This window comes from Escherichia sp. HH091_1A, from assembly GCF_030295175.1.
GTDB classification, from domain to species: domain Bacteria; phylum Pseudomonadota; class Gammaproteobacteria; order Enterobacterales; family Enterobacteriaceae; genus Escherichia; species Escherichia coli_F.
The window spans coordinates 3,259,629-3,280,075 of sequence record NZ_AP025747.1; the positions used below are offsets into that span (position 1 = coordinate 3,259,629).

Consider the following 20,447-nt stretch of genomic DNA (forward strand, 5'->3'; position numbering starts at 1 on the left):
CCTAAGGGTTATTTGTTGTCTTTGCCGACGTGCAGAATGGCGAGGAACGCTTCCTGCGGCAGCTCGACGTTACCGATCTGCTTCATGCGTTTCTTACCTTCTTTCTGCTTCTGCAGCAGCTTTTTCTTACGGCTGATATCGCCACCATAACATTTAGCCAGTACGTTTTTACGCAGCTGTTTCACGGTGGAGCGCGCAATGATGTGCGTACCAATCGCTGCCTGAATGGCGATATCAAACTGCTGGCGTGGGATCAGATCTTTCATCTTTTCCACCAGCTCGCGACCACGGTTTTGCGAATTATCACGGTGGGTGATCAGCGCCAGCGCATCAACACGTTCACCGTTGATTAATACGTCTACACGTACCATGTCGGACGCCTGGAAGCGTTTGAAGTTGTAATCCAGAGACGCATAACCACGCGAGGTAGATTTCAGGCGATCGAAGAAGTCGAGCACCACTTCCGCCATCGGGATCTCGTAGGTCAACGCTACCTGGTTACCGTGGTAAACCATGTTAGTTTGTACGCCACGTTTTTCTACGCACAGCGTAATAACGTTACCGAGATATGCCTGCGGCAATAGCATGTGACACTCTGCAATCGGCTCGCGCAGTTCGTAGATGTTATTTACCGCTGGCAGCTTCGATGGGCTGTCGACGTAAATAACTTCTCTTGACGTAGTTTCAACTTCATACACTACGGTCGGCGCAGTGGTGATCAGATCCAGATCGTATTCACGTTCCAGACGTTCCTGAATGATCTCCATGTGCAGCAGGCCGAGGAAGCCGCAGCGGAAACCAAAGCCCAACGCGCTGGAGCTTTCCGGCTCATAGAACAGTGAGGCATCATTCAGGCTGAGTTTGCCCAGCGCGTCACGGAAGGCTTCATAGTCGTCAGAGCTTACCGGGAACAAGCCTGCGTAAACCTGCGGTTTGACTTTCTTAAAGCCAGGCAGCGCCTTTTCTGCCGGATTACGCGCCAGTGTTAAGGTATCGCCTACCGGTGCACCGTGGATGTCTTTGATCGCACATACCAACCAGCCAACTTCACCGCATTTCAGTTCAGTGCGGTCAACCTGCTTCGGCGTGAAAATACCCAGACGGTCGGCGTTATAGGTCTGCCCGGTACTCATGACTTTCACTTTGTCGCCCTTACGCAGGGTGCCGTTTTTAATACGGATAAGTGAAACAACGCCCAGGTAGTTGTCGAACCAGGAGTCGATAATTAACGCCTGTAACGGGCCTTCCGGATCGCCTTCCGGCGGCGGAATATCGCGCACCAGACGTTCGAGAACGTCCTGCACACCAACGCCGGTTTTCGCTGAGCAGCGCACTGCGTCGGTGGCGTCGATACCAACGATATCTTCAATTTCTTCTGCTACGCGTTCAGGATCAGCTGCCGGCAGGTCAATCTTGTTCAGTACCGGCACTACTTCGAGATCCATTTCCATCGCGGTGTAGCAGTTTGCCAGGGTTTGCGCTTCTACGCCCTGCCCGGCGTCGACCACCAGCAATGCACCCTCACAGGCAGCCAGCGAACGGGAAACTTCATAGGAGAAGTCTACGTGGCCCGGGGTGTCGATAAAGTTAAGCTGATAGGTTTCGCCGTCAGACGCTTTGTAATCCAGCGTCACGCTTTGCGCTTTGATGGTAATGCCACGCTCACGCTCAAGATCCATGGAATCGAGAACCTGCGCCTCCATTTCACGGTCAGACAGGCCACCGCAGATCTGGATAATACGGTCAGACAGCGTCGATTTACCGTGGTCAATGTGAGCTATGATCGAAAAGTTACGTATATTCTTCATAAAGTATGATTATTGTGCCTTAATGCCCGGTTAACCAGGCTTTTAGAAGTCGCTGTTCTGAGCTTAACGTCTGTATTAATAGAAACGCCGCATTCTACACTACAACATTGAGGCGAGGAAATGTTCATACGGTATGGATTGTGGTATCTGGAAACGTCCTCGCATTTGTTATGCAAAATGCAACAAAGCCAGTGAAATCACTGGCTCGCGTCTTCCGAAGATGTTTCAAATCGCACAAGGCCTGGCGGCAATGCCACGCTTAAGATGATCGGTTGCCATTCCGCCCGGGCAGCAAACTTTCGCGAGTAGCCGCGTGCAATCAGGAATCCACCAACGCCGCCGAGAATCGCACCGCATAATGCTGCAATATCTGAAGCAAAGAGTAGCTGAAATAACGAAGCGATGAGGAATAATCCCACCAACGGCGACATATAAACCAGTAATGCGGAGCTAAGCAGGCTGCCCTCGGCGATTCCTAATTCCACTTTTTGCCCCGGCACTAACGGTTCATCACAGGGTACGACAATGGTATGCGTGGTTTGTGGGCCAAGTTTATTCAGCACGCGGCTACCGCAACCGACACGAGAAGCACAGCTGCTGCATGAGGCTTTAACATCACAACTGACCAGCGCCTGCCCGTTTTGCCAGGAGACGACAGTAGCCCACTCTTTGATCATTGCGCTGCCCCGAACTTAATATTCTCGGCAATGCGTTTCGCCGTTTGCGGCGGCAGTTCGCCGACAATGGTGATTTCGGCGTTATCACGTACGCTTGTACTGACGGTTCTGCGTCCGGTGCGCAACATCTGATCGGTGCTCGATGGCGTAGCGCGGTTAACGTTTACCGAGAAGCTGAATAATCCGTCGGAATAGAGACGTGATTCGATAGGCATGTTGTCCATCGTCGGTAACGGACGTCGGCTGCTGGAAACCTCACTAAACCCCTGTGGCAACCAGGTTGGCGTCCAGCTGAATTTAGCTTTTTCACCTACAGGAACAGAAAGCAGCGGCGGCAGATTTGCTTTCGCCAGCGTCTGCATACTGCTGCTGATATCCTGATTAACGTTAAAAGCAATCACGCGAAATTGTTCCAGCGTTTCACCATCGCGATCAAGGAGATCAACCCGCATCGGTAATTTCGATTCGGTGTCCATCCACACGATGTAGCTGTAGCGTGTGCCATCACGGGCCACCACGCGAATGACTTCGCAAAGACGATCAGCAATACGCGTGCGTCCCACGGAGATAAAGTCGTAGTAAGGAGAAAGGCGTTTGAAATCGGTATAGATGAGCGATGGCAGAGAATCAACAATGTAATCGCCATTAAGCGTGAACGGTTCAAGGCCCGGTTCAAAGTAGCTGATTTCATTGCCGCGCTGTACCACTTCCCGGCGCGGGCCATCCATTTGCAACAATTGTGCAAGAGGACGGTTATCGAGGCGTGCATGTCGATAACGCAGAGACTCAACACCCTGTTTATTGATGCTGATGAATGACAGCTCGTAATTCAGTGACTGACTGGCCAGGTTCATCTGCTGTAATAACGCCCCGGACGCGGGAGTGGCCGAGGCGTTAGCAGAGAATAACAGGCTACCTGTCACTAATGACATGGCAAACCAAAGTTGCTTCATTACTGCGATTGCGTTCCTAAAGTTTGAATTCCTGGCACCTGTACAGCGGCTTGCTGGGTTTGGGCCTGCTCAAACTGAAGCTGTTCAGAGTGGAGTCGACGTTGCAGTTCGTAATCCTGCAACATAGCATTAATGCGACGACGCTGCTCCTGTACCTGCTGCTGTTGACCATTATTTGCAGTCGCTTCAGAAGGTACTCCCAGGCTAACCGGGCTGGCTTTACCCATCATCGGCAGTGTATTAAATACTGGCGTTTCGGGCTGCTGGGACGTTTCAGATTGCCCATTATAGTGCTGGACGCCAACGATAACTGCAAGCGATACGCATGCTGCTACGCCCATTTGGGTAAGCTGTGCAGCCCATGGACGTACTTTCTGCCAGAATGGCATTTTCTGCCATTGATGCGGCGCAGGCTGGGCCTCTGGGATCAGTGTCGCCGGTTGACGTACTGGCTCTTCTTCAATGGCGGCCATTACGCGTGAAGAGATATCGAAATGGAGCACCTCGGGAGTATCACCCCGCATTGAGTCACGGATTAAGTGATAGCTTTCCCAGGTTTTCTGCATTTCTGGGTTATGAGCCAGTTCGTTAAGCAGCTCACTATCCAGCGTTTCGCCATCCATTAAAGCGGAAAGTTGTTCTTTCTGCATGCCTAATACCCTTATCCAGTATCCCGCTATCGTCAACGCCTGATAAGCGGTTGAACTTTGTTATCAATAGCTTCCCTCGCTCGGAAGATACGTGAACGCACCGTACCTACCGGACAATCCATGATAGCGGCTATCTCTTCATAGCTCAGGCCATCCAGCTCCCGCAAGGTTATTGCCATGCGTAAATCTTCCGGGAGGGACTCAATAGTTCGGAAAACTATCTGTCTCAGTTCTTCTGACAACATTAAGTTCTCAGGGTTCGAAATTTCTTTCAACGCGCCGCCACTTTCGAAGTTTTCAGCTTCAATGGCATCCACATCACTGGAAGGTGGACGGCGTCCCTGAGCAACCAGGTAATTTTTCGCTGTATTTACAGCAATCCGATACAGCCATGTATAAAAAGCGCTATCTCCCCGGAACGAATCCAGCGCACGATAGGCTTTAATAAAAGCTTCTTGTACCACATCGGGAACATCACCCGACGGCACATAGCGGGAAACCAGACTCGCCACTTTATGCTGATAGCGCACTACCAGTAAGTTAAAGGCTTTCTGATCTCCCTTCTGGACCCGTTCAACCAGGACCTGGTCCGTTAACTGCTCGCTCATCCGAGGTAAAGTCTCCCCAAACCAAATTTCCACGCGCTATCGAAACGCCACTCCATTAGCTGCAATTTGAGCAAGCAAAGGGTTAGAGTGTCTCGTTTTTGTAAAGTTCCGTAACGCATCTGTTTTTGTTTGTCATGCTGTAGACGGATCATTATCTATCATTATAAGTCTACAGAATCTGAACATCGCATTATCTGTGTAGAAATGCCCATTTAACTGCCTGAAGAGTAACCCAACGGCCTTTTTATTTCACCACCTAATCCTTCGCCAGCCAGTAACTTCTCGTTTTCTCGTCGCCGTGATTCGGTCTGTTTAGCCTCTGTAACAAAAATTAAAATAGCAGGTGTTTAATCGCACAACATGATGCTATGCTGACCAAACCATGTTTAGTAAATTAAACAAAGAAAATGAATACTCTCCCTGAACATTCATGTGACGTGTTGATTATCGGTAGCGGCGCTGCCGGGCTTTCACTGGCGCTACGTCTGGCTGATCGGCATCATGTCATCGTTCTAAGTAAAGGCCCAGTCACGGAAGGTTCAACATTTTATGCCCAGGGCGGAATTGCCGCCGTGTTTGATGAAACTGACAGCATTGATTCGCATGTGGAAGACACAATGATAGCCGGTGCTGGTATTTGTGATCGCCATGCAGTTGAATTTGTCGCCAGCAATGCGCGTTCCTGTGTGCAATGGTTAATCGACCAGGGGGTGTTGTTTGATACCCACGTTCAATCGAATGGCGAAGAAAGTTACCATTTGACCCGTGAAGGTGGACATAGTCACCGACGAATTCTTCATGCTGCGGACGCCACCGGTAAAGAAGTAGAAACCACCCTAGTGAGCAAGGCGCAGAACCATCCGAATATTCGCGTGCTGGAGCGCAGCAACGCGGTTGATCTGATTGTCTCTGACAAAATTGGCCTGCCGGGCACGCGACGAGTTGTAGGCGCGTGGGTATGGAACCGAAATAAAGAAACGGTTGAAACCTGCCACGCAAAAGCGGTTGTGCTGGCAACCGGCGGTGCGTCGAAGGTTTATCAGTACACCACCAATCCGGATATTTCTTCTGGCGATGGCATTGCTATGGCGTGGCGCGCGGGCTGCCGGGTCGCCAATCTCGAATTTAATCAGTTTCACCCTACCGCGCTCTATCACCCACAGGCACGAAATTTCCTGTTAACGGAAGCACTGCGCGGCGAAGGTGCTTATCTCAAGCGCCCGGATGGCACGCGTTTTATGCCCGATTTCGATGAGCGCGGCGAACTGGCCCCGCGCGATATTGTCGCCCGCGCTATTGATCATGAAATGAAACGCCTCGGTGCGGATTGTATGTATCTCGACATCAGCCATAAGCCTGCCGATTTTATTCGCCAGCATTTCCCGATGATCTATGAAAAGTTGCTCGGGCTGGGGATAGATCTCACGAAAGACCCTGTGCCGATTGTGCCTGCTGCACATTATACCTGCGGTGGTGTAATGGTTGATGATCATGGGCGTACGGACGTCGAAGGTTTGTACGCCATTGGCGAAGTGAGTTATACCGGCTTACACGGCGCTAACCGCATGGCCTCAAATTCATTACTGGAGTGTCTGGTTTACGGCTGGTCGGCGGCGGAGGATATTACCAGGCGTATGCCTTATGCCCACGGCGTCAGTACGTTACCGCCATGGGATGAAAGCCGCGTTGAGAACCCAGACGAGCTGGTGGTGATTCAACATAACTGGCACGAGTTACGTCTGTTTATGTGGGATTACGTTGGCATTGTGCGCACAACGAAGCGCCTGGAACGCGCCCTGCGGCGGATAACCATGCTCCAACAAGAAATAGACGAATATTACGCCCATTTCCGCGTCTCAAATAATTTGCTGGAGCTGCGTAATCTGGTACAGGTTGCCGAGTTGATTGTTCGCTGTGCGATGATGCGCAAAGAGAGCCGTGGCCTGCATTTTACGCTGGATTACCCACACCTACTCACGCATTCCGGTCCATCGATCCTTTCCCCCAGCAATCATTACATAAACAGATAAAAAGCCTGGGTCAGCGCCGTGTACGCTTCGGAATAGTTCTGGTCTGGCCCACGAATGACTAAGCGATCGCTAAAGCATTCTCCCGCCTGTGGGGAGAATGCCAGCAGCACCCGATGCGGCTGTCGCGTTTCGTTTTCCGCCACATCCGTCCGTAAACGTAAATGCCAGCCCATTCTTAATGCCAGTTCAGTAAAACCATTACCAATCTGCTCTGGCAACACCACGCAAAAAAATCCCTCTTCAGTAATGCACTCCGCCGCGCAGGTTAGCAACGATTGATGATCAAGCGTAGTGGTATAGCGTGCCTGTTCCCTCTGCGGCGTAGCGCACTCAACGCCCTGCTGATAATAAGGCGGGTTACTGATGATTAAATCAAAGCGTGCTGTCTGCTGTGTGATCCACTGCTGAATATCCGCCGGATAGATATTAATCCGCTCTGCCCACGGGGACTGGTTGATATTTTCCTGCGCCTGAGTCGCAGCTTCACTTTCCAGTTCAACGGCATCAATCATCACGCTGTCATCGGTTCGCTGCGCCAGCATTAATGCCAGCAACCCGCTACCCGCGCCGATATCAAGGCAACGTTTTACCCCAGCCACCGGTGCCCATGCGCCCAGCAAAATGCCATCCGTTCCCACTTTCATCGCACAGCGATCGTGAGCAACAAAAAACTGTTTAAAAGTAAATCCATTACGACGAAGCACGGATGTAGACTGTGACATGAAAATAAAACCTTGCAGGAAAAACGGCGATAGCACCGGGTGAGAACAATACCCGAGAAGCGATATCCATACAAACAGATGAAGATTGCAGCCGTAACGTCTATAATCAGCGCCCCACACAGAGGTAGAACATGACTGTAACGACTTTTTCCGAACTTGAACTCGACGAAAGCCTGCTGGAAGCCCTCCAGGATAAAGGTTTCACTCGCCCGACCGCCATTCAGGCTGCCGCCATTCCGCCTGCGCTCGATGGCCGTGATGTACTCGGTTCTGCGCCGACAGGCACCGGTAAAACGGCGGCGTATCTGCTGCCAGCGTTGCAGCACCTGCTCGATTTCCCCCGTAAGAAATCCGGTCCGCCGCGTATTTTGATCCTCACCCCGACTCGCGAATTGGCGATGCAGGTGGCCGATCATGCCCGCGAACTGGCGAAACATACGCATCTGGATATCGCCACCATCACCGGCGGCGTAGCCTATATGAACCACGCGGAAGTATTCAGCGAAAACCAGGATATCGTGGTTGCCACGACCGGACGTCTGCTGCAATACATAAAAGAAGAGAACTTCGATTGCCGCGCGGTTGAAACGCTGATCCTCGACGAAGCAGACCGTATGCTGGATATGGGGTTTGCTCAGGATATCGAACATATTGCAGGCGAAACGCGCTGGCGTAAACAGACCCTGCTCTTCTCGGCAACGCTTGAAGGCGATGCCATTCAGGATTTTGCCGAGCGTCTGCTTGAAGATCCGGTGGAAGTTTCTGCGAATCCATCCACCCGTGAGCGCAAAAAGATTCATCAGTGGTATTACCGCGCCGATGACCTGGAACATAAAACCGCATTACTGGTGCATCTGTTAAAACAACCGGAAGCGACCCGCTCAATTGTATTTGTGCGTAAGCGTGAGCGTGTGCATGAACTGGCAAACTGGCTGCGCGAAGCGGGCATCAACAACTGCTATCTCGAAGGTGAGATGGTACAAGGCAAGCGTAACGAAGCGATCAAGCGTCTGACCGAAGGTCGCGTTAACGTACTGGTTGCCACTGATGTTGCCGCGCGCGGTATCGACATTCCGGATGTCAGCCATGTCTTTAACTTCGATATGCCACGCAGTGGCGATACTTATTTACACCGTATCGGACGTACTGCTCGCGCTGGTCGTAAGGGAACCGCGATTTCACTGGTTGAAGCTCATGACCATCTGCTGCTGGGCAAAGTAGGCCGTTATATTGAAGAGCCAATTAAAGCTCGCGTAATTGATGAGTTACGCCCGAAAACGCGTGCGCCAAGCGAGAAGCAGACCGGCAAGCCATCGAAGAAAGTACTGGCAAAACGCGCCGAGAAGAAAAAGGCTAAAGAGAAAGAGAAGCCACGGGTGAAAAAACGCCATCGCGATACCAAAAATATTGGTAAGCGACGCAAACCAAGCGGAACAGGCGTACCACCGCAAACGACAGAAGAGTGATCTTAATTCCGGGTTTAAGCCCGGAATTAAAAGTGCTGGCAAACGCAAAACTGCCTGATGCGCTACGCTTATCAGGCCTACATGGCTCATGCAATATATTGAATTTGCACGATCTTGTAGGCCGGATAAGGCGTTCACGCCGCATCCGGCATGAACAAAACGCACTTCGTCGACAAGTTGGGTGCCGGGTTTAAGCCCGGCATTATTTTTATCCCGGCAAAAAACACTCTTCAACACACTGAATAAAAGTGTGCATCGCCGGGCTAACCGCTTTCCCGGCATGGTGTGCGCACATTGCCGTAATGGTCTGCGACTGTTCGCCAAAAGGCAATTCGATTAATTCTCCGCACTCCAACTCTTTTGCCACCGCAAAACGCGGCAGATAGCTAACTCCGATATTCGCCGCGACACAACGCTTTATGCTTTCGATACTTATAAGCTCAATGGTATTTTCCACCGTGATTCGCCGCTGGCGCAGCGTGCTCTCAAATATCTGCCGGAAGACACATTGCGGTTCGTTGATAATAAAACTACAGGCGTTATGTCTTCCCGGCTGGGTAAAATCGACATCTGCAATTTGCGGTGAAGCCACCAGCACCAGCGATTGTTCACCCAATTCTCGTCGATTCAGAGCATCATCATTTCCTACGCGATAAAAAACACCGACGTCGGCCTCATCATTCAGTAGAGCATCACGGATCACGTAACAGTTCAGCGACTGCAGTGATAAACGCACTTTTGGTGCACGTTGCCGAAAACGCTGCAACACCTGCGGCATTCGGTAAGAGAGCAGCGTTTCGCCTGAAACAACGCGCAGTTCTCCGTCCGGATCAGACTCTTTTTTGGCAGCCTCACGAAGCGTATCCATCACTCTGGTGAGTTCATAGATGTGCGGCAGCAACTTTTTGCCTTCGCGAGTGAGGCACATGCGTCGACCAATTTTCTCAAACAATTGTACTGAGAACTCCTGTTCAAGCTGCTGAATATGAAAAGTCACCGTCGATTGTGTGCAGCACAATTTTTGCGAGGCTCGCAAAAAGGAACCCTCTTCCACCACGGTTTTAAGCGTAATAAAACGGCGCAGATCCATAACCCCAAACCTATCGAAAATATCGAATTTAGAATGTTAAAACATTCATTTTTTTAAATGTTTTGTGTCGGGTACTGTCTACCAAAACAGAGGAGATAACAAGTGACACCGACCCTTTTAAGTGCTTTTTGGACCTACACTCTGATTACCGCCCTGACGCCAGGACCAAACAATATACTCGCTCTTAGCTCTGCCACGTCGCATGGATTTCGTCGGAGTACCCACGTGCTGGCAGGGATGAGTCTGGGATTTTTGATTGTGATGTTACTGTGTGCAGGAATTTCATTTTCACTGGGTGTTATTGACCCGGCAGCGGTGCACCTTTTGAGTTGGGCAGGAGCGGCATATATTGTCTGGCTGGCGTGGAAAATCGCTACCAGTGCAACCAAGGAAGACGGACTTCAGGCCAAACCGATCAGCTTCTGGGCCAGCTTTGCTTTGCAGTTTGTGAACGTCAAAATTATTTTGTACGGCATTACAGCACTGTCGACATTTGTCCTGCCACAAACGCAGGCGTTAAGCTGGGTGATTGGCGTCAGCGTTTTGCTGGCAATGATTGGGACCTTTGGCAATGTGTGCTGGGCGCTGGCGGGGCATCTGTTTCAGCGATTGTTTCGCCAGTATGGTCGCCAGTTAAATATCGTGCTGGCGTTGTTGCTGGTCTATTGCGCGGTGCGCATTTTCTGTTAATGAAAAAAAGCGGAAGAGGTCGCCCTCTTCCGCTTAGTAACTTGCTACTTAAACCTTACAGGCTTTCAGTAAAGGTACGAGCGATAACATCGCGCTGCTGTTCCGGAGTCAGAGAGTTAAAGCGAACTGCATAACCGGATACACGGATGGTCAGCTGCGGATATTTTTCCGGATGCTTAACTGCATCTTCCAGAGTTTCACGTCGCAGAACGTTTACGTTCAGGTGCTGACCACCTTCAACGCGAACTTCTGGTTTAACTTCTACTGGAACTTCACGGTATTCAATGTCACCCAGTTTGCTTACTGCAACCACTTCGTCTTCTGCAAAACCTGCTTTCGCAACGATGCAACGCGCTTCGCCTTTTTCGCTGTCCAGCAGCCAGAAAGAGTTCAGCAGATCGTCATTAGCAGCTTTAGTAATCTGGATACCTGTAATCATGTGATGCCTCCCCGGCAAAATTATTTGATTTGTTTAGCCTGTCGCGGCCAATTGGTAAAACCATTGTTGCTTGAGTGTATATATACTCCTCAAACACCCTTGATTCATTGATTTAAATCAATAAAAACCACGCATCAAGTGTGGTCGTAAATGGATTTTATTGTTTTACATCAACTTATACGGGTGTGAAATTTTACCAATTTACATTTTTTTGCACTCATTAAAGTCTAAAAAATGAGCTTGGTTTTGTTCTGTAGAAAGAAGCAGTTAAGCTAGGCGGATTGAAAATTCGCAGGAGAGCGAGATGGCTAACGAATTAACCTGGCATGACGTGCTGGCTGAAGAGAAGCAACAACCCTATTTCCTTAATACCCTTCAAACCGTCGCCAGCGAGCGGCAGTCCGGCATCACTATCTATCCACCACAAAAAGATGTCTTTAACGCCTTTCGCTTTACCGAGTTGGGCGATGTCAAAGTCGTGATCCTCGGTCAGGACCCCTATCATGGCCCCGGGCAAGCGCATGGTCTGGCATTTTCTGTTCGTCCCGGAATCGCCATTCCTCCGTCATTACTGAATATGTATAAAGAGTTGGAAAATACCATTCCCGGCTTTACCCGCCCTGATCATGGCTATCTTGAGAGCTGGGCGCGTCAGGGCGTTTTGCTGCTCAATACCGTCTTGACGGTTCGCGCAGGTCAGGCGCATTCCCACGCCAGCCTCGGTTGGGAGACCTTCACCGACAAAGTCATCAGCCTGATTAACCAGCACCGCGAAGGCGTGGTGTTTTTGTTGTGGGGATCACATGCGCAAAAGAAAGGGGCGATTATAGATAAGCAACGCCACCACGTACTGAAAGCGCCGCATCCATCGCCGCTTTCTGCACATCGTGGATTCTTTGGCTGCAATCATTTTGTGCTGGCAAATCAGTGGCTGGAACAACGTGGCGAGAAACCGATTGACTGGATGCCAGTATTACCGGCAGAGAGTGAGTAAATTTAAGGGAAAACGCCGGATGGCAGAATTGCCACCCGGCTGATTTATCAGGCTTTGTTCTGACGCCACCATTCGCCAAGCAAAACGCCGGTTGCAACAGAGATATTCAGCCCGGCAACATTGCCAGTTCCGTCAATCTTCACGCGCAAATCGTTCGGATCGCGTGCGGCATCCGGTAACCCTTCATATTCCTGACCCAGCACTAGCACCATTTTCTCTGGCAGACTGGTTTTGAACAGCGGTTTACCCTGCTCGCTGGAGGTGGTCACTACGGTGTAACCCGCCTGGCGGAAGTCATCCAGCACGTTAACAATGTTGTCGCCAGTAATCGGCTGAACATGCTCTGCACCGCCTTCTGCGGTACGGATAGCCGCACCGGATTCCAGCAACGCCGCATCCTGCACCACAACGCCTTTCACGCCGAAGTGCGCGCAACTGCGCATCATGCCACCCAGGTTATGCGGGTTAGATTCGTTTTCCAGTGCCAGTACACAATCCTGCGCACCTGCCTGACTTACCCACTGCTGCACGGTTGTACCGTTACGCTTTTTGATCAGGAAGCAAACGCCGCCGTGATGTTCCGTGCCTGACGCTTTGGTCAGTTCCGCTTCATCCACCACATGATACGCTTTGCGGTTTGCCGCCATCCAGCGCAATGCTTCTTTAAAACGTGGCGTTACGCTCTGAATAAACCAGGCGCGAACAATCGCTTCGGGGCGGCTCTGGAACAGTGCCTGACAGGCGTTTTCGCCGTAGACGCGGGTTTCTTCCGCACGCTGACGACGCAACACTTCCGGATCAATAAAACTTTTACCACTGATGCCACCGTGATCGGCCTTTTCCGGCGTCTCATCACCCGGCGCGCGGGAAACCGTGCGCCACGGAGACTCTTCCCACTTGCGGTCACGGGGCTGACTTTGTTTGTCATCGCGGGCGGGGCGACGGCCACCGTCGGCACGAGATTTTCCTGGACGCCCGCCCCCTTTCCCGGTACGCGGGTTATGGGTACGTTTATCAGAATCATCATCACTGCGGACATACATCACTTTGACCTTGCCGCTTTTACCTTTCATCTCATCGTTCATGCTTTTCTCCACCAGCGCTGCGCGAAGCGCGCAGATTACCCGAAGTGCGCGCGGTTCGCCATGATTTCGTACCAAAGCCTGCGACTATCATACCTATTGAATAAAACAGATTGTTGTCTGGAACAATGTCCCCGATAATATGTAACATATTAGAAACATACCGGCGTCGTTGCCGATAAGTCTCCTTACTCATCCCGAGGTTAGTTATGAATACCGTTTGTACCCATTGTCAGGCCATCAATCGCATTCCCGACGATCGGATCGAAGATGCGGCAAAATGCGGACGCTGCGGTCACGACTTGTTTGACGGAGAGGTGATTAATGCGACCGGTGAAACGCTCGATAAATTGCTGAAAGATGATCTGCCTGTGGTGATCGACTTCTGGGCGCCGTGGTGCGGCCCCTGCCGTAATTTCGCACCAATTTTTGAAGATGTTGCGCAAGAGCGTAGCGGTAAAGTGCGCTTTGTGAAAGTGAATACCGAAGCTGAACGTGAATTAAGCAGCCGCTTTGGTATTCGTAGCATTCCGACAATCATGATTTTCAAAAACGGTCAGGTTGTCGACATGCTTAATGGCGCAGTACCAAAAGCACCTTTCGATAGCTGGCTGAACGAATCGCTTTAATCTTGTCGGGGTGCATCTTGTGCCCCGTTTTCTCCTCTGCGACAATGGCGTTTTTTCGACGCTCTCTTATGACCGAAAACGCTGTTCTCCAGTTACGCGCCGAGCGTATTGCGCGCGCAACACGTCCTTTTCTTGCCCGCGGTAATCGCGTTCGTCGCTGCCAACGCTGTCTTTTGCCAGAGAAATTATGTCTCTGTTCGACAATTACTCCAGCGGAAGCTAAAAGTCGCTTTTGTTTGCTGATGTTCGACACCGAGCCAATGAAGCCCAGTAACACCGGGCGTCTGATTGCCGATATCTTGCCAAATACCGTCGCGTTTCAATGGTCCCGTACCGAACCCTCGCAGGATTTGCTGGCTCTGGTACAAAACCCGGATTATCAACCGGTGGTGGTCTTCCCTGCCTCATATGCTAATGAACAACGGGAAGTGATTTTTACACCACCTGCTGGTAAGCCACCGCTGTTTATCATGCTCGATGGTACCTGGCCGGAAGCTCGCAAGATGTTTCGTAAAAGTCCGTATCTGGATAATCTCCCCGTCATTTCCGTCGATCTTTCCCGGCTATCTGCCTATCGCCTGCGTGAAGCCCAGGCTGAAGGCCAATACTGCACTGCCGAAGTTGCCATCGCACTGTTAGATATGGCCGGCGATACCGGAGCGGCGGCAGGTCTAGGCGAGTATTTCACCCGCTTTAAAACACGCTATCTGGCAGGAAAAACGCAACATCTGGGTAGCATCACAGCAGAACAGTTAGAAAGCGTTTAAAATCATTCGGTCACTTCTGCGGGAGACCGATATGAGTCAGCGAGGACTGGAAGCATTACTGCGACCAAAATCGATTGCGGTAATTGGCGCATCGATGAAACCCAATCGCGCAGGTTATCTGATGATGCGTAACCTGCTGGCGGGGGGATTTAACGGGCCGGTACTCCCGGTGACGCCTGCCTGGAAAGCGGTGTTGGGTGTGTTGGCCTGGCCGGATATTGCCAGCCTGCCCTTTACACCCGATCTTGCGGTTTTATGTACCAATGCCAGCCGCAATCTTGCTCTTCTGGAAGAGCTCGGCGAGAAAGGCTGTAAAACCTGCATTATTCTTTCCGCCCCGGTATCGCAACACGAAGATCTCCGCGCCTGCGCCCTGCGCCATAACATGCGTCTGCTGGGGCCAAACAGTCTGGGATTACTGGCCCCCTGGCAAGGCCTGAATGCCAGCTTTTCGCCTGTACCGATTAAACGCGGCAAACTGGCGTTTATTTCGCAGTCTGCCGCCGTCTCCAATACCATCCTCGACTGGGCACAACAGCGGGAAATGGGCTTTTCCTACTTTATTGCTCTCGGCGACAGCCTGGATATCGACGTTGATGAATTGCTCGATTATCTGGCGCGCGACAGCAAAACCAGTGCAATCCTGCTCTACCTCGAACAATTAAGTGATGCGCGACGTTTTGTTTCGGCTGCACGTAGCGCCTCACGTAATAAACCGATTCTGGTGATTAAAAGTGGACGTAGCCCGGCGGCGCAACGACTACTGAACACCACGGCAGGAATGGATCCTGCTTGGGATGCAGCTATTCAGCGCGCCGGTTTGTTGCGAGTACAGGATACCCACGAGCTGTTTTCGGCAGTCGAAACCCTTAGCCATATGCGCCCGCTACGTGGAGAGCGGCTGATGATTATCAGCAACGGTGCAGCACCTGCCGCACTGGCGCTGGATGCCTTATGGTCACGCAATGGCAAGCTGGCTACGCTCAGTGAAGAAACCTGCCAGAAATTGCGCGATGCACTGCCAGAACATGTGGCAATCTCTAACCCGCTCGATCTTCGTGATGACGCCAGTAGTGAGCATTATATTAAAACGCTGGATATTCTGCTCCACAGTCAGGATTTTGATGCGCTGATGGTTATTCATTCGCCCAGCGCCGCTGCTCCCGCAACAGAAAGCGCACATGCATTAATTGAAGCGGTAAAGCATCATCCCCGCAGCAAGTATGTTTCTCTGCTGACGAACTGGTGCGGCGAGCACTCCTCGCAAGAGGCACGACGTTTATTCAGCGAAGCCGGGCTGCCGACCTACCGCACCCCGGAAGGAACCATCACCGCTTTTATGCATATGGTGGAGTACCGGCGTAATCAGAAGCAACTACGCGAAACGCCGGCGTTGCCCAGCAATCTGACCTCTAATACCGCAGAAGCGCATCTTCTGTTGCAACAGGCCATTGTCGAAGGGGCAACGTCGCTCGATACCCATGAAGTTCAGCCTATCCTGCAAGCGTACGGCATGAACACACTTCCCACCTGGATTGCCACTGACAGCACCGAGGCTGTGCATATTGCCGAACAGATTGGTTATCCGGTGGCACTAAAATTACGCTCGCCGGATATTCCACATAAATCAGAAGTTCAGGGCGTCATGCTCTACTTGCGTACAGCCAATGAAGTCCAGCAAGCCGCAAATGCTATTTTCGATCGCGTAAAAATGGCCTGGCCGCAGGCGCGTATCCACGGCCTGCTGGTACAAAGTATGGCTAACCGTGCTGGCGCTCAGGAGTTGCGAGTAGTGGTTGAGCACGATCCGGTTTTCGGACCGTTGATCATGCTGGGCGAAGGCGGTGTGGAGTGGCGTCCTGAAGATCAAGCCGTCGTCGCACTACCGCCGCTGAACATGAACCTGGCACGTTATCTGGTCATTCAGGGGATCAAAAGTAAAAAGATTCGTGCGCGTAGTGCGCTACGCCCGCTGGATGTGGCGGGATTAAGCCAGTTACTGGTGCAGGTTTCTAACTTGATTGTTGATTGTCCGGAGATTCAGAGGCTGGATATTCATCCTTTGCTGGCTTCCGGCAATGAATTTACCGCGCTTGATGTCACGCTGGATATCGCTCCGTTTGAAGGCGATAACGAGAGTCGCCTGGCTGTGCGCCCTTATCCTCATCAGCTGGAAGAATGGGTAGAATTGAAAAACGGCGAACGTTGCTTGTTCCGCCCGATTTTGCCGGAAGATGAGCCACAGCTTCAGCAATTCATTTCGCGAGTCACCAAAGAAGATCTTTATTACCGCTACTTTAGCGAGATCAACGAATTTACCCATGAAGATTTAGCCAACATGACGCAGATCGACTACGATCGGGAAATGGCGTTTGTAGCGGTACGACGTATTGATCAAACGGAAGAGATCCTCGGCGTCACGCGTGCGATCTCCGATCCTGATAACATCGATGCCGAATTTGCCGTGCTGGTTCGCTCGGATCTCAAAGGGTTAGGCTTAGGTCGACGCTTAATGGAAAAGTTGATTACCTATACGCGAGATCACGGACTGCAACGTCTGAATGGTATTACGATGCCAAACAATCGTGGCATGGTGGCGCTGGCCCGCAAGCTCGGGTTTAACGTTGATATCCAGCTCGAAGAGGGGATCGTTGGGCTTACGCTAAATCTTGCCCAGCGCGAGGAATCATGAGTAAGGTACTGGAAATGTTGACCACTTAATCGGGACTGGTGTTATTATTGCCCGCTTATGTCGTCTGCATTGCACAGAGGACCCTTCAATGAACAGAGAAGAAATGCACTGTGATGTTGTCAAAATTTAAGCGTAATAAACATCAACAACACCTTGCCCAACTACCCAAGATTTCTCAATCAGTTGATGATGTCGATTTCTTTTACGCTCCCGCCGACTTCCGGGAGACGCTGCTGGAAAAAATAGCCAGCGCGAAGCAGCGCATTTGCATTGTCGCCCTGTATCTCGAACAGGATGACGGTGGCAAAGGCATTCTGAACGCGTTGTATGAGGCTAAACGGCAGCGTCCGGAACTGGATGTGCGGGTGCTGGTCGACTGGCATCGTGCACAACGTGGACGCATTGGTGCTGCGGCGTCTAATACTAACGCTGACTGGTACTGCCGCATGGCGCAGGAAAATCCGGGCGTAGATGTTCCGGTTTATGGCGTTCCAATCAATACCCGTGAAGCCCTTGGCGTTCTGCACTTTAAAGGCTTTATCATCGACGATAGCGTTCTTTATAGCGGTGCCAGCTTGAACGATGTTTATCTGCATCAGCACGATAAATACCGCTACGACCGTTATCATCTGATTCGTAACCGCAAGATGTCAGACATTATGTTCGAATGGGTTACACAGAATATAATGAATGGTCGCGGAGTTAATCGTCTGGATGATGTTAATCGTCCAAAAAGCCCGGAAATCAAGAACGACATTCGCCTGTTCCGCCAGGAGCTGCGTGATGCCGCTTATCATTTCCAGGGTGATGCTGATAACGATCAGCTTTCTGTTACGCCATTGGTGGGCCTGGGGAAATCGAGTCTGTTGAACAAGACCATTTTCCACCTTATGCCTTGTGCCGAGCAGAAACTAACCATCTGTACGCCATACTTCAACCTGCCAGCAATCCTTGTGCGCAATATCATCCAGTTGCTGCGCGAAGGGAAAAAGGTCGAAATTATTGTTGGTGATAAAACCGCGAATGACTTCTACATTCCGGAAGATGAACCTTTCAAGATAATTGGCGCATTGCCTTATCTCTATGAGATCAATCTGCGTCGTTTCCTGAGCCGTTTGCAGTATTACGTCAATACTGACCAGTTAGTGGTTCGGTTATGGAAAGACGACGACAACACCTATCACCTGAAAGGGATGTGGGTTGATGATAAGTGGATGCTGATCACCGGCAATAACCTGAACCCACGCGCCTGGCGTCTGGATCTGGAAAACGCCATTTTGATTCACGATCCGCAACTGGAACTTGCGCCACAGCGTGAGAAAGAACTGGAACTGATCCGCGAGCATACCACCATCGTTAAGCACTACCGCGATCTGCAAAGCATTGCCGATTATCCGGTGAAGGTTCGTAAACTTATCCGCCGTTTGCGCCGTATCCGCATCGACCGATTAATTAGCCGCATCCTGTAATCACAACCCCGTCCTGTACGGGGTTTGTTTTTGGAGGCCACGTTTTGCGTATTCTTTTTGTCTGTTCGCTATTGTTACTTTCTGGATGCAGCCATATGGCTAACGATAGCTGGAGCGGGCAGGATAAAGCTCAACACTTTATCGCCTCGGCGATGCTTTCCGCTGCCGGAAATGAATATTCACAGCATCAGGGGATGAGTCGCGATCGCAGTGCCACTTTCGGGCTGATGTTCTCTGTTGGGCTGGGCGCGTCAAAAGAACTTTGGGATAGCCGCCCCGAGGGGAGCGGCTGGAGCTGGAAAGATTTTACCTGGGATGTCGCCGGTGCAACTACTGGCTATACCGTCTGGCAGTTGGCGCATAATTAAAGGCGCATCCCCTTCCCTTTGCGATGTAGCATCAAAGAAACCAGAAACGCCACCACGGCCATCAAGGTCACATACCAGAAGAAGGCTGTTTCCATTCCTATTGATTTCAGCGACAACGCTACGTACTCTGCTGAGCCACCAAATATAGCATTGGCGACCGCATACGACAGACCAACACCTAATGCGCGAACCTGTGCCGGGAACATTTCAGCCTTTAGTATTCCACTGATTGAAGTATAAAAACTCACTATCAGCAGGGCGCACATCACTAGACCAAAAGCGGCATAAGGCGAAGAAACGTTCTGCAATGCTGAGAGAATAGGAACGGTAAAAATGGTTGCCAGAGAACCGAAACATAACATTGAGGTACGACGACCAATCTTATCCGACAGCGCGCCAATAAGTGGTTGAATAAGCATGAATACAAACAATGCGGCAGTCATAATGCCACTCGCCACGTTGGCATGCATTCCCGCAGTATTTACCAGATACTTCTGCATATAAGTGGTGAAGGTATAGAAACAAAGGGAGCCCGCAGCGGTAAAACCGAGAACCATGATAAATGCACGGCGATTGCGCCATAATCCTTTCAGAGATCCAGCTTCTTTTAAAGCGCGTGTTTCTTGTTGTGAAGTTTCATCTAACTGACGACGTAACCACAACGCCACAACAGCTAACACAGCTCCTAACGCGAAAGGAATACGCCATCCCCACTCTCTGAGTGCAGCGTCTTCCATGGTGTGTTGTAAAACCACGACAACCAGTAGAGCTAGCAGTTGCCCGCCGATCAACGTCACATACTGAAATGATGCGTAAAAACCTTTGCGCCCTTCAACGGCAACTTCACTCATATAGGTGGCGCTGGTGCCATATTCTCCGCCAACGGATAATCCCTGGAATAAACGAGCAAGAAGCAATAATGCCGGAGCCCAGGTACCGATTGTTTCGTAGCCTGGCAAACAGGCGATAACCAGTGAGCCGAAACACATCATACACACCGATAACAGCATCGATTTTTTGCGACCATGTTTATCGGCTATCCGGCCAAATAGCCAACCGCCTATTGGGCGCATCAGAAATCCCGCAGCAAAAACACCTGCTGTTTGCAGTAGTTGAGTCGTCGTGTTCCCGGAAGGGAAGAAGATGTGGGCGAAGTAGAGTGAACAGAACGAGTAGACATAGAAATCGAACCACTCGACCAAATTACCTGAAGAGGCCCCCACAATTGCCCAGATGCGGCGACGAGTATCACTACTTGTCAGTTTGCTGTCTGCCGTTACAGTACTTTCAGTCATGCCATTATGTCTCCTGCC

Annotated in this window: 20 protein-coding genes; 9 read left to right on the forward strand and 11 right to left on the reverse strand. The window is 51.0% G+C overall.

The window, feature by feature from the left end; genetic code table 11:
* Positions 1-8: 8 nt before the first annotated feature.
* The 6 genes from lepA to rseD all read right to left on the reverse strand — a co-directional run bounded on the left by lepA (position 9) and on the right by rseD (position 4,848).
* A complete protein-coding gene (lepA, locus tag QUF14_RS16370) occupies positions 9-1,808 on the reverse strand; it encodes a translation elongation factor 4 (protein WP_000790168.1) in 1,800 nt (599 codons plus the stop codon).
* A gap of 197 nt (positions 1,809-2,005) precedes the next feature.
* Positions 2,006-2,485 (reverse strand): SoxR-reducing system protein RseC, encoded by a 480-nt coding sequence (gene rseC / locus QUF14_RS16375; RefSeq protein ID WP_000589075.1) that lies wholly within the window; start codon positions 2,483-2,485, stop codon positions 2,006-2,008.
* Entirely contained in the window at positions 2,482-3,438 is a 957-nt protein-coding gene (gene rseB / locus QUF14_RS16380) for a sigma-E factor regulatory protein RseB (RefSeq protein WP_000812053.1), read from the reverse strand. The genes rseC and rseB overlap by 4 nt, the downstream gene beginning before the upstream one ends.
* Positions 3,438-4,088: an anti-sigma-E factor RseA gene (gene rseA, locus QUF14_RS16385; RefSeq protein ID WP_001168459.1), complete on the reverse strand. Its 651-nt coding sequence runs from the start codon at positions 4,086-4,088 to the stop codon at positions 3,438-3,440. Before rseA ends, rseB begins: the two co-directional genes overlap by 1 nt.
* A gap of 32 nt (positions 4,089-4,120) precedes the next feature.
* Entirely contained in the window at positions 4,121-4,696 is a 576-nt protein-coding gene (gene rpoE, locus QUF14_RS16390) for an RNA polymerase sigma factor RpoE (RefSeq protein ID WP_001295364.1), read from the reverse strand.
* On the reverse strand, positions 4,693-4,848 hold the full coding sequence (gene rseD / locus QUF14_RS16395; protein ID WP_001303621.1) for a rpoE leader peptide RseD: 156 nt from the start codon (positions 4,846-4,848) through the stop codon (positions 4,693-4,695). Before rseD ends, rpoE begins: the two co-directional genes overlap by 4 nt.
* Before the next feature lie 255 nt (positions 4,849-5,103).
* Here rseD and nadB point away from each other — a divergent pair, with 255 nt between their 5' ends.
* Positions 5,104-6,726, forward strand: coding sequence for an L-aspartate oxidase (gene nadB, locus QUF14_RS16400; protein ID WP_001094511.1), 1,623 nt, complete (start codon positions 5,104-5,106; stop codon positions 6,724-6,726).
* On the opposite strand, the gene trmN is transcribed toward nadB, so the two are convergent.
* Complete coding sequence (trmN, locus tag QUF14_RS16405; RefSeq protein WP_024212068.1) at positions 6,711-7,448, reverse strand: tRNA(1)(Val) (adenine(37)-N(6))-methyltransferase TrmN; 738 nt, start codon at positions 7,446-7,448, stop codon at positions 6,711-6,713. The two genes, nadB and trmN, sit on opposite strands and share 16 nt — an antisense overlap.
* A 131-nt stretch (positions 7,449-7,579) precedes the next feature.
* Between trmN and srmB the strand changes: the two genes are divergently transcribed.
* Complete coding sequence (srmB, locus tag QUF14_RS16410) at positions 7,580-8,914, forward strand: ATP-dependent RNA helicase SrmB (protein ID WP_000219193.1); 1,335 nt, start codon at positions 7,580-7,582, stop codon at positions 8,912-8,914.
* A gap of 208 nt (positions 8,915-9,122) precedes the next feature.
* On the opposite strand, the gene QUF14_RS16415 is transcribed toward srmB, so the two are convergent.
* Entirely contained in the window at positions 9,123-10,004 is an 882-nt protein-coding gene (locus QUF14_RS16415; protein WP_000365856.1) for a LysR family transcriptional regulator, read from the reverse strand.
* A 102-nt stretch (positions 10,005-10,106) separates the two neighbouring features.
* Between QUF14_RS16415 and eamB the strand changes: the two genes are divergently transcribed.
* Complete coding sequence (eamB, locus tag QUF14_RS16420) at positions 10,107-10,694, forward strand: cysteine/O-acetylserine transporter (protein ID WP_100733758.1); 588 nt, start codon at positions 10,107-10,109, stop codon at positions 10,692-10,694.
* Between the two features lie 55 nt (positions 10,695-10,749).
* On the opposite strand, the gene grcA is transcribed toward eamB, so the two are convergent.
* Positions 10,750-11,133: an autonomous glycyl radical cofactor GrcA gene (gene grcA, locus QUF14_RS16425; protein ID WP_000627804.1), complete on the reverse strand. Its 384-nt coding sequence runs from the start codon at positions 11,131-11,133 to the stop codon at positions 10,750-10,752.
* A 304-nt stretch (positions 11,134-11,437) separates the two neighbouring features.
* On the opposite strand from grcA, the gene ung reads away from it, so the two are divergent.
* Positions 11,438-12,127 carry a uracil-DNA glycosylase gene (gene ung, locus QUF14_RS16430; RefSeq protein WP_001262701.1) on the forward strand — a complete coding sequence of 230 codons (690 nt, stop codon included), beginning with the start codon at positions 11,438-11,440 and terminating at the stop codon, positions 12,125-12,127.
* A 47-nt stretch (positions 12,128-12,174) separates the two neighbouring features.
* On the opposite strand, the gene QUF14_RS16435 is transcribed toward ung, so the two are convergent.
* Complete coding sequence (locus QUF14_RS16435; protein ID WP_000997419.1) at positions 12,175-13,212, reverse strand: tRNA/rRNA methyltransferase; 1,038 nt, start codon at positions 13,210-13,212, stop codon at positions 12,175-12,177.
* A gap of 206 nt (positions 13,213-13,418) precedes the next feature.
* On the opposite strand from QUF14_RS16435, the gene trxC reads away from it, so the two are divergent.
* The 5 genes from trxC to QUF14_RS16465 all read left to right on the forward strand — a co-directional run bounded on the left by trxC (position 13,419) and on the right by QUF14_RS16465 (position 19,134).
* Positions 13,419-13,838: a thioredoxin TrxC gene (gene trxC, locus QUF14_RS16440; protein ID WP_001098726.1), complete on the forward strand. Its 420-nt coding sequence runs from the start codon at positions 13,419-13,421 to the stop codon at positions 13,836-13,838.
* Between the two features lie 68 nt (positions 13,839-13,906).
* Positions 13,907-14,605 carry a tRNA-uridine aminocarboxypropyltransferase gene (gene tapT / locus QUF14_RS16445; protein WP_001354828.1) on the forward strand — a complete coding sequence of 233 codons (699 nt, stop codon included), beginning with the start codon at positions 13,907-13,909 and terminating at the stop codon, positions 14,603-14,605.
* 31 nt (positions 14,606-14,636) lie between these two features.
* Complete coding sequence (patZ, locus tag QUF14_RS16450) at positions 14,637-17,297, forward strand: peptidyl-lysine N-acetyltransferase PatZ (RefSeq protein WP_000083014.1); 2,661 nt, start codon at positions 14,637-14,639, stop codon at positions 17,295-17,297.
* A gap of 113 nt (positions 17,298-17,410) precedes the next feature.
* Positions 17,411-18,766, forward strand: coding sequence for a CDP-diacylglycerol--serine O-phosphatidyltransferase (gene pssA, locus QUF14_RS16460; RefSeq protein ID WP_000949265.1), 1,356 nt, complete (start codon positions 17,411-17,413; stop codon positions 18,764-18,766).
* A 44-nt stretch (positions 18,767-18,810) separates the two neighbouring features.
* Positions 18,811-19,134 (forward strand): YfiM family lipoprotein, encoded by a 324-nt coding sequence (locus QUF14_RS16465; RefSeq protein WP_001221087.1) that lies wholly within the window; start codon positions 18,811-18,813, stop codon positions 19,132-19,134.
* Here QUF14_RS16465 and kgtP read toward each other — a convergent pair.
* Positions 19,131-20,429, reverse strand: a complete 1,299-nt coding sequence (kgtP, locus tag QUF14_RS16470; protein ID WP_000140612.1) for an alpha-ketoglutarate permease — start codon at positions 20,427-20,429, stop codon at positions 19,131-19,133. The genes QUF14_RS16465 and kgtP overlap by 4 nt on opposite strands.
* Positions 20,430-20,447 lie beyond the last annotated feature (18 nt).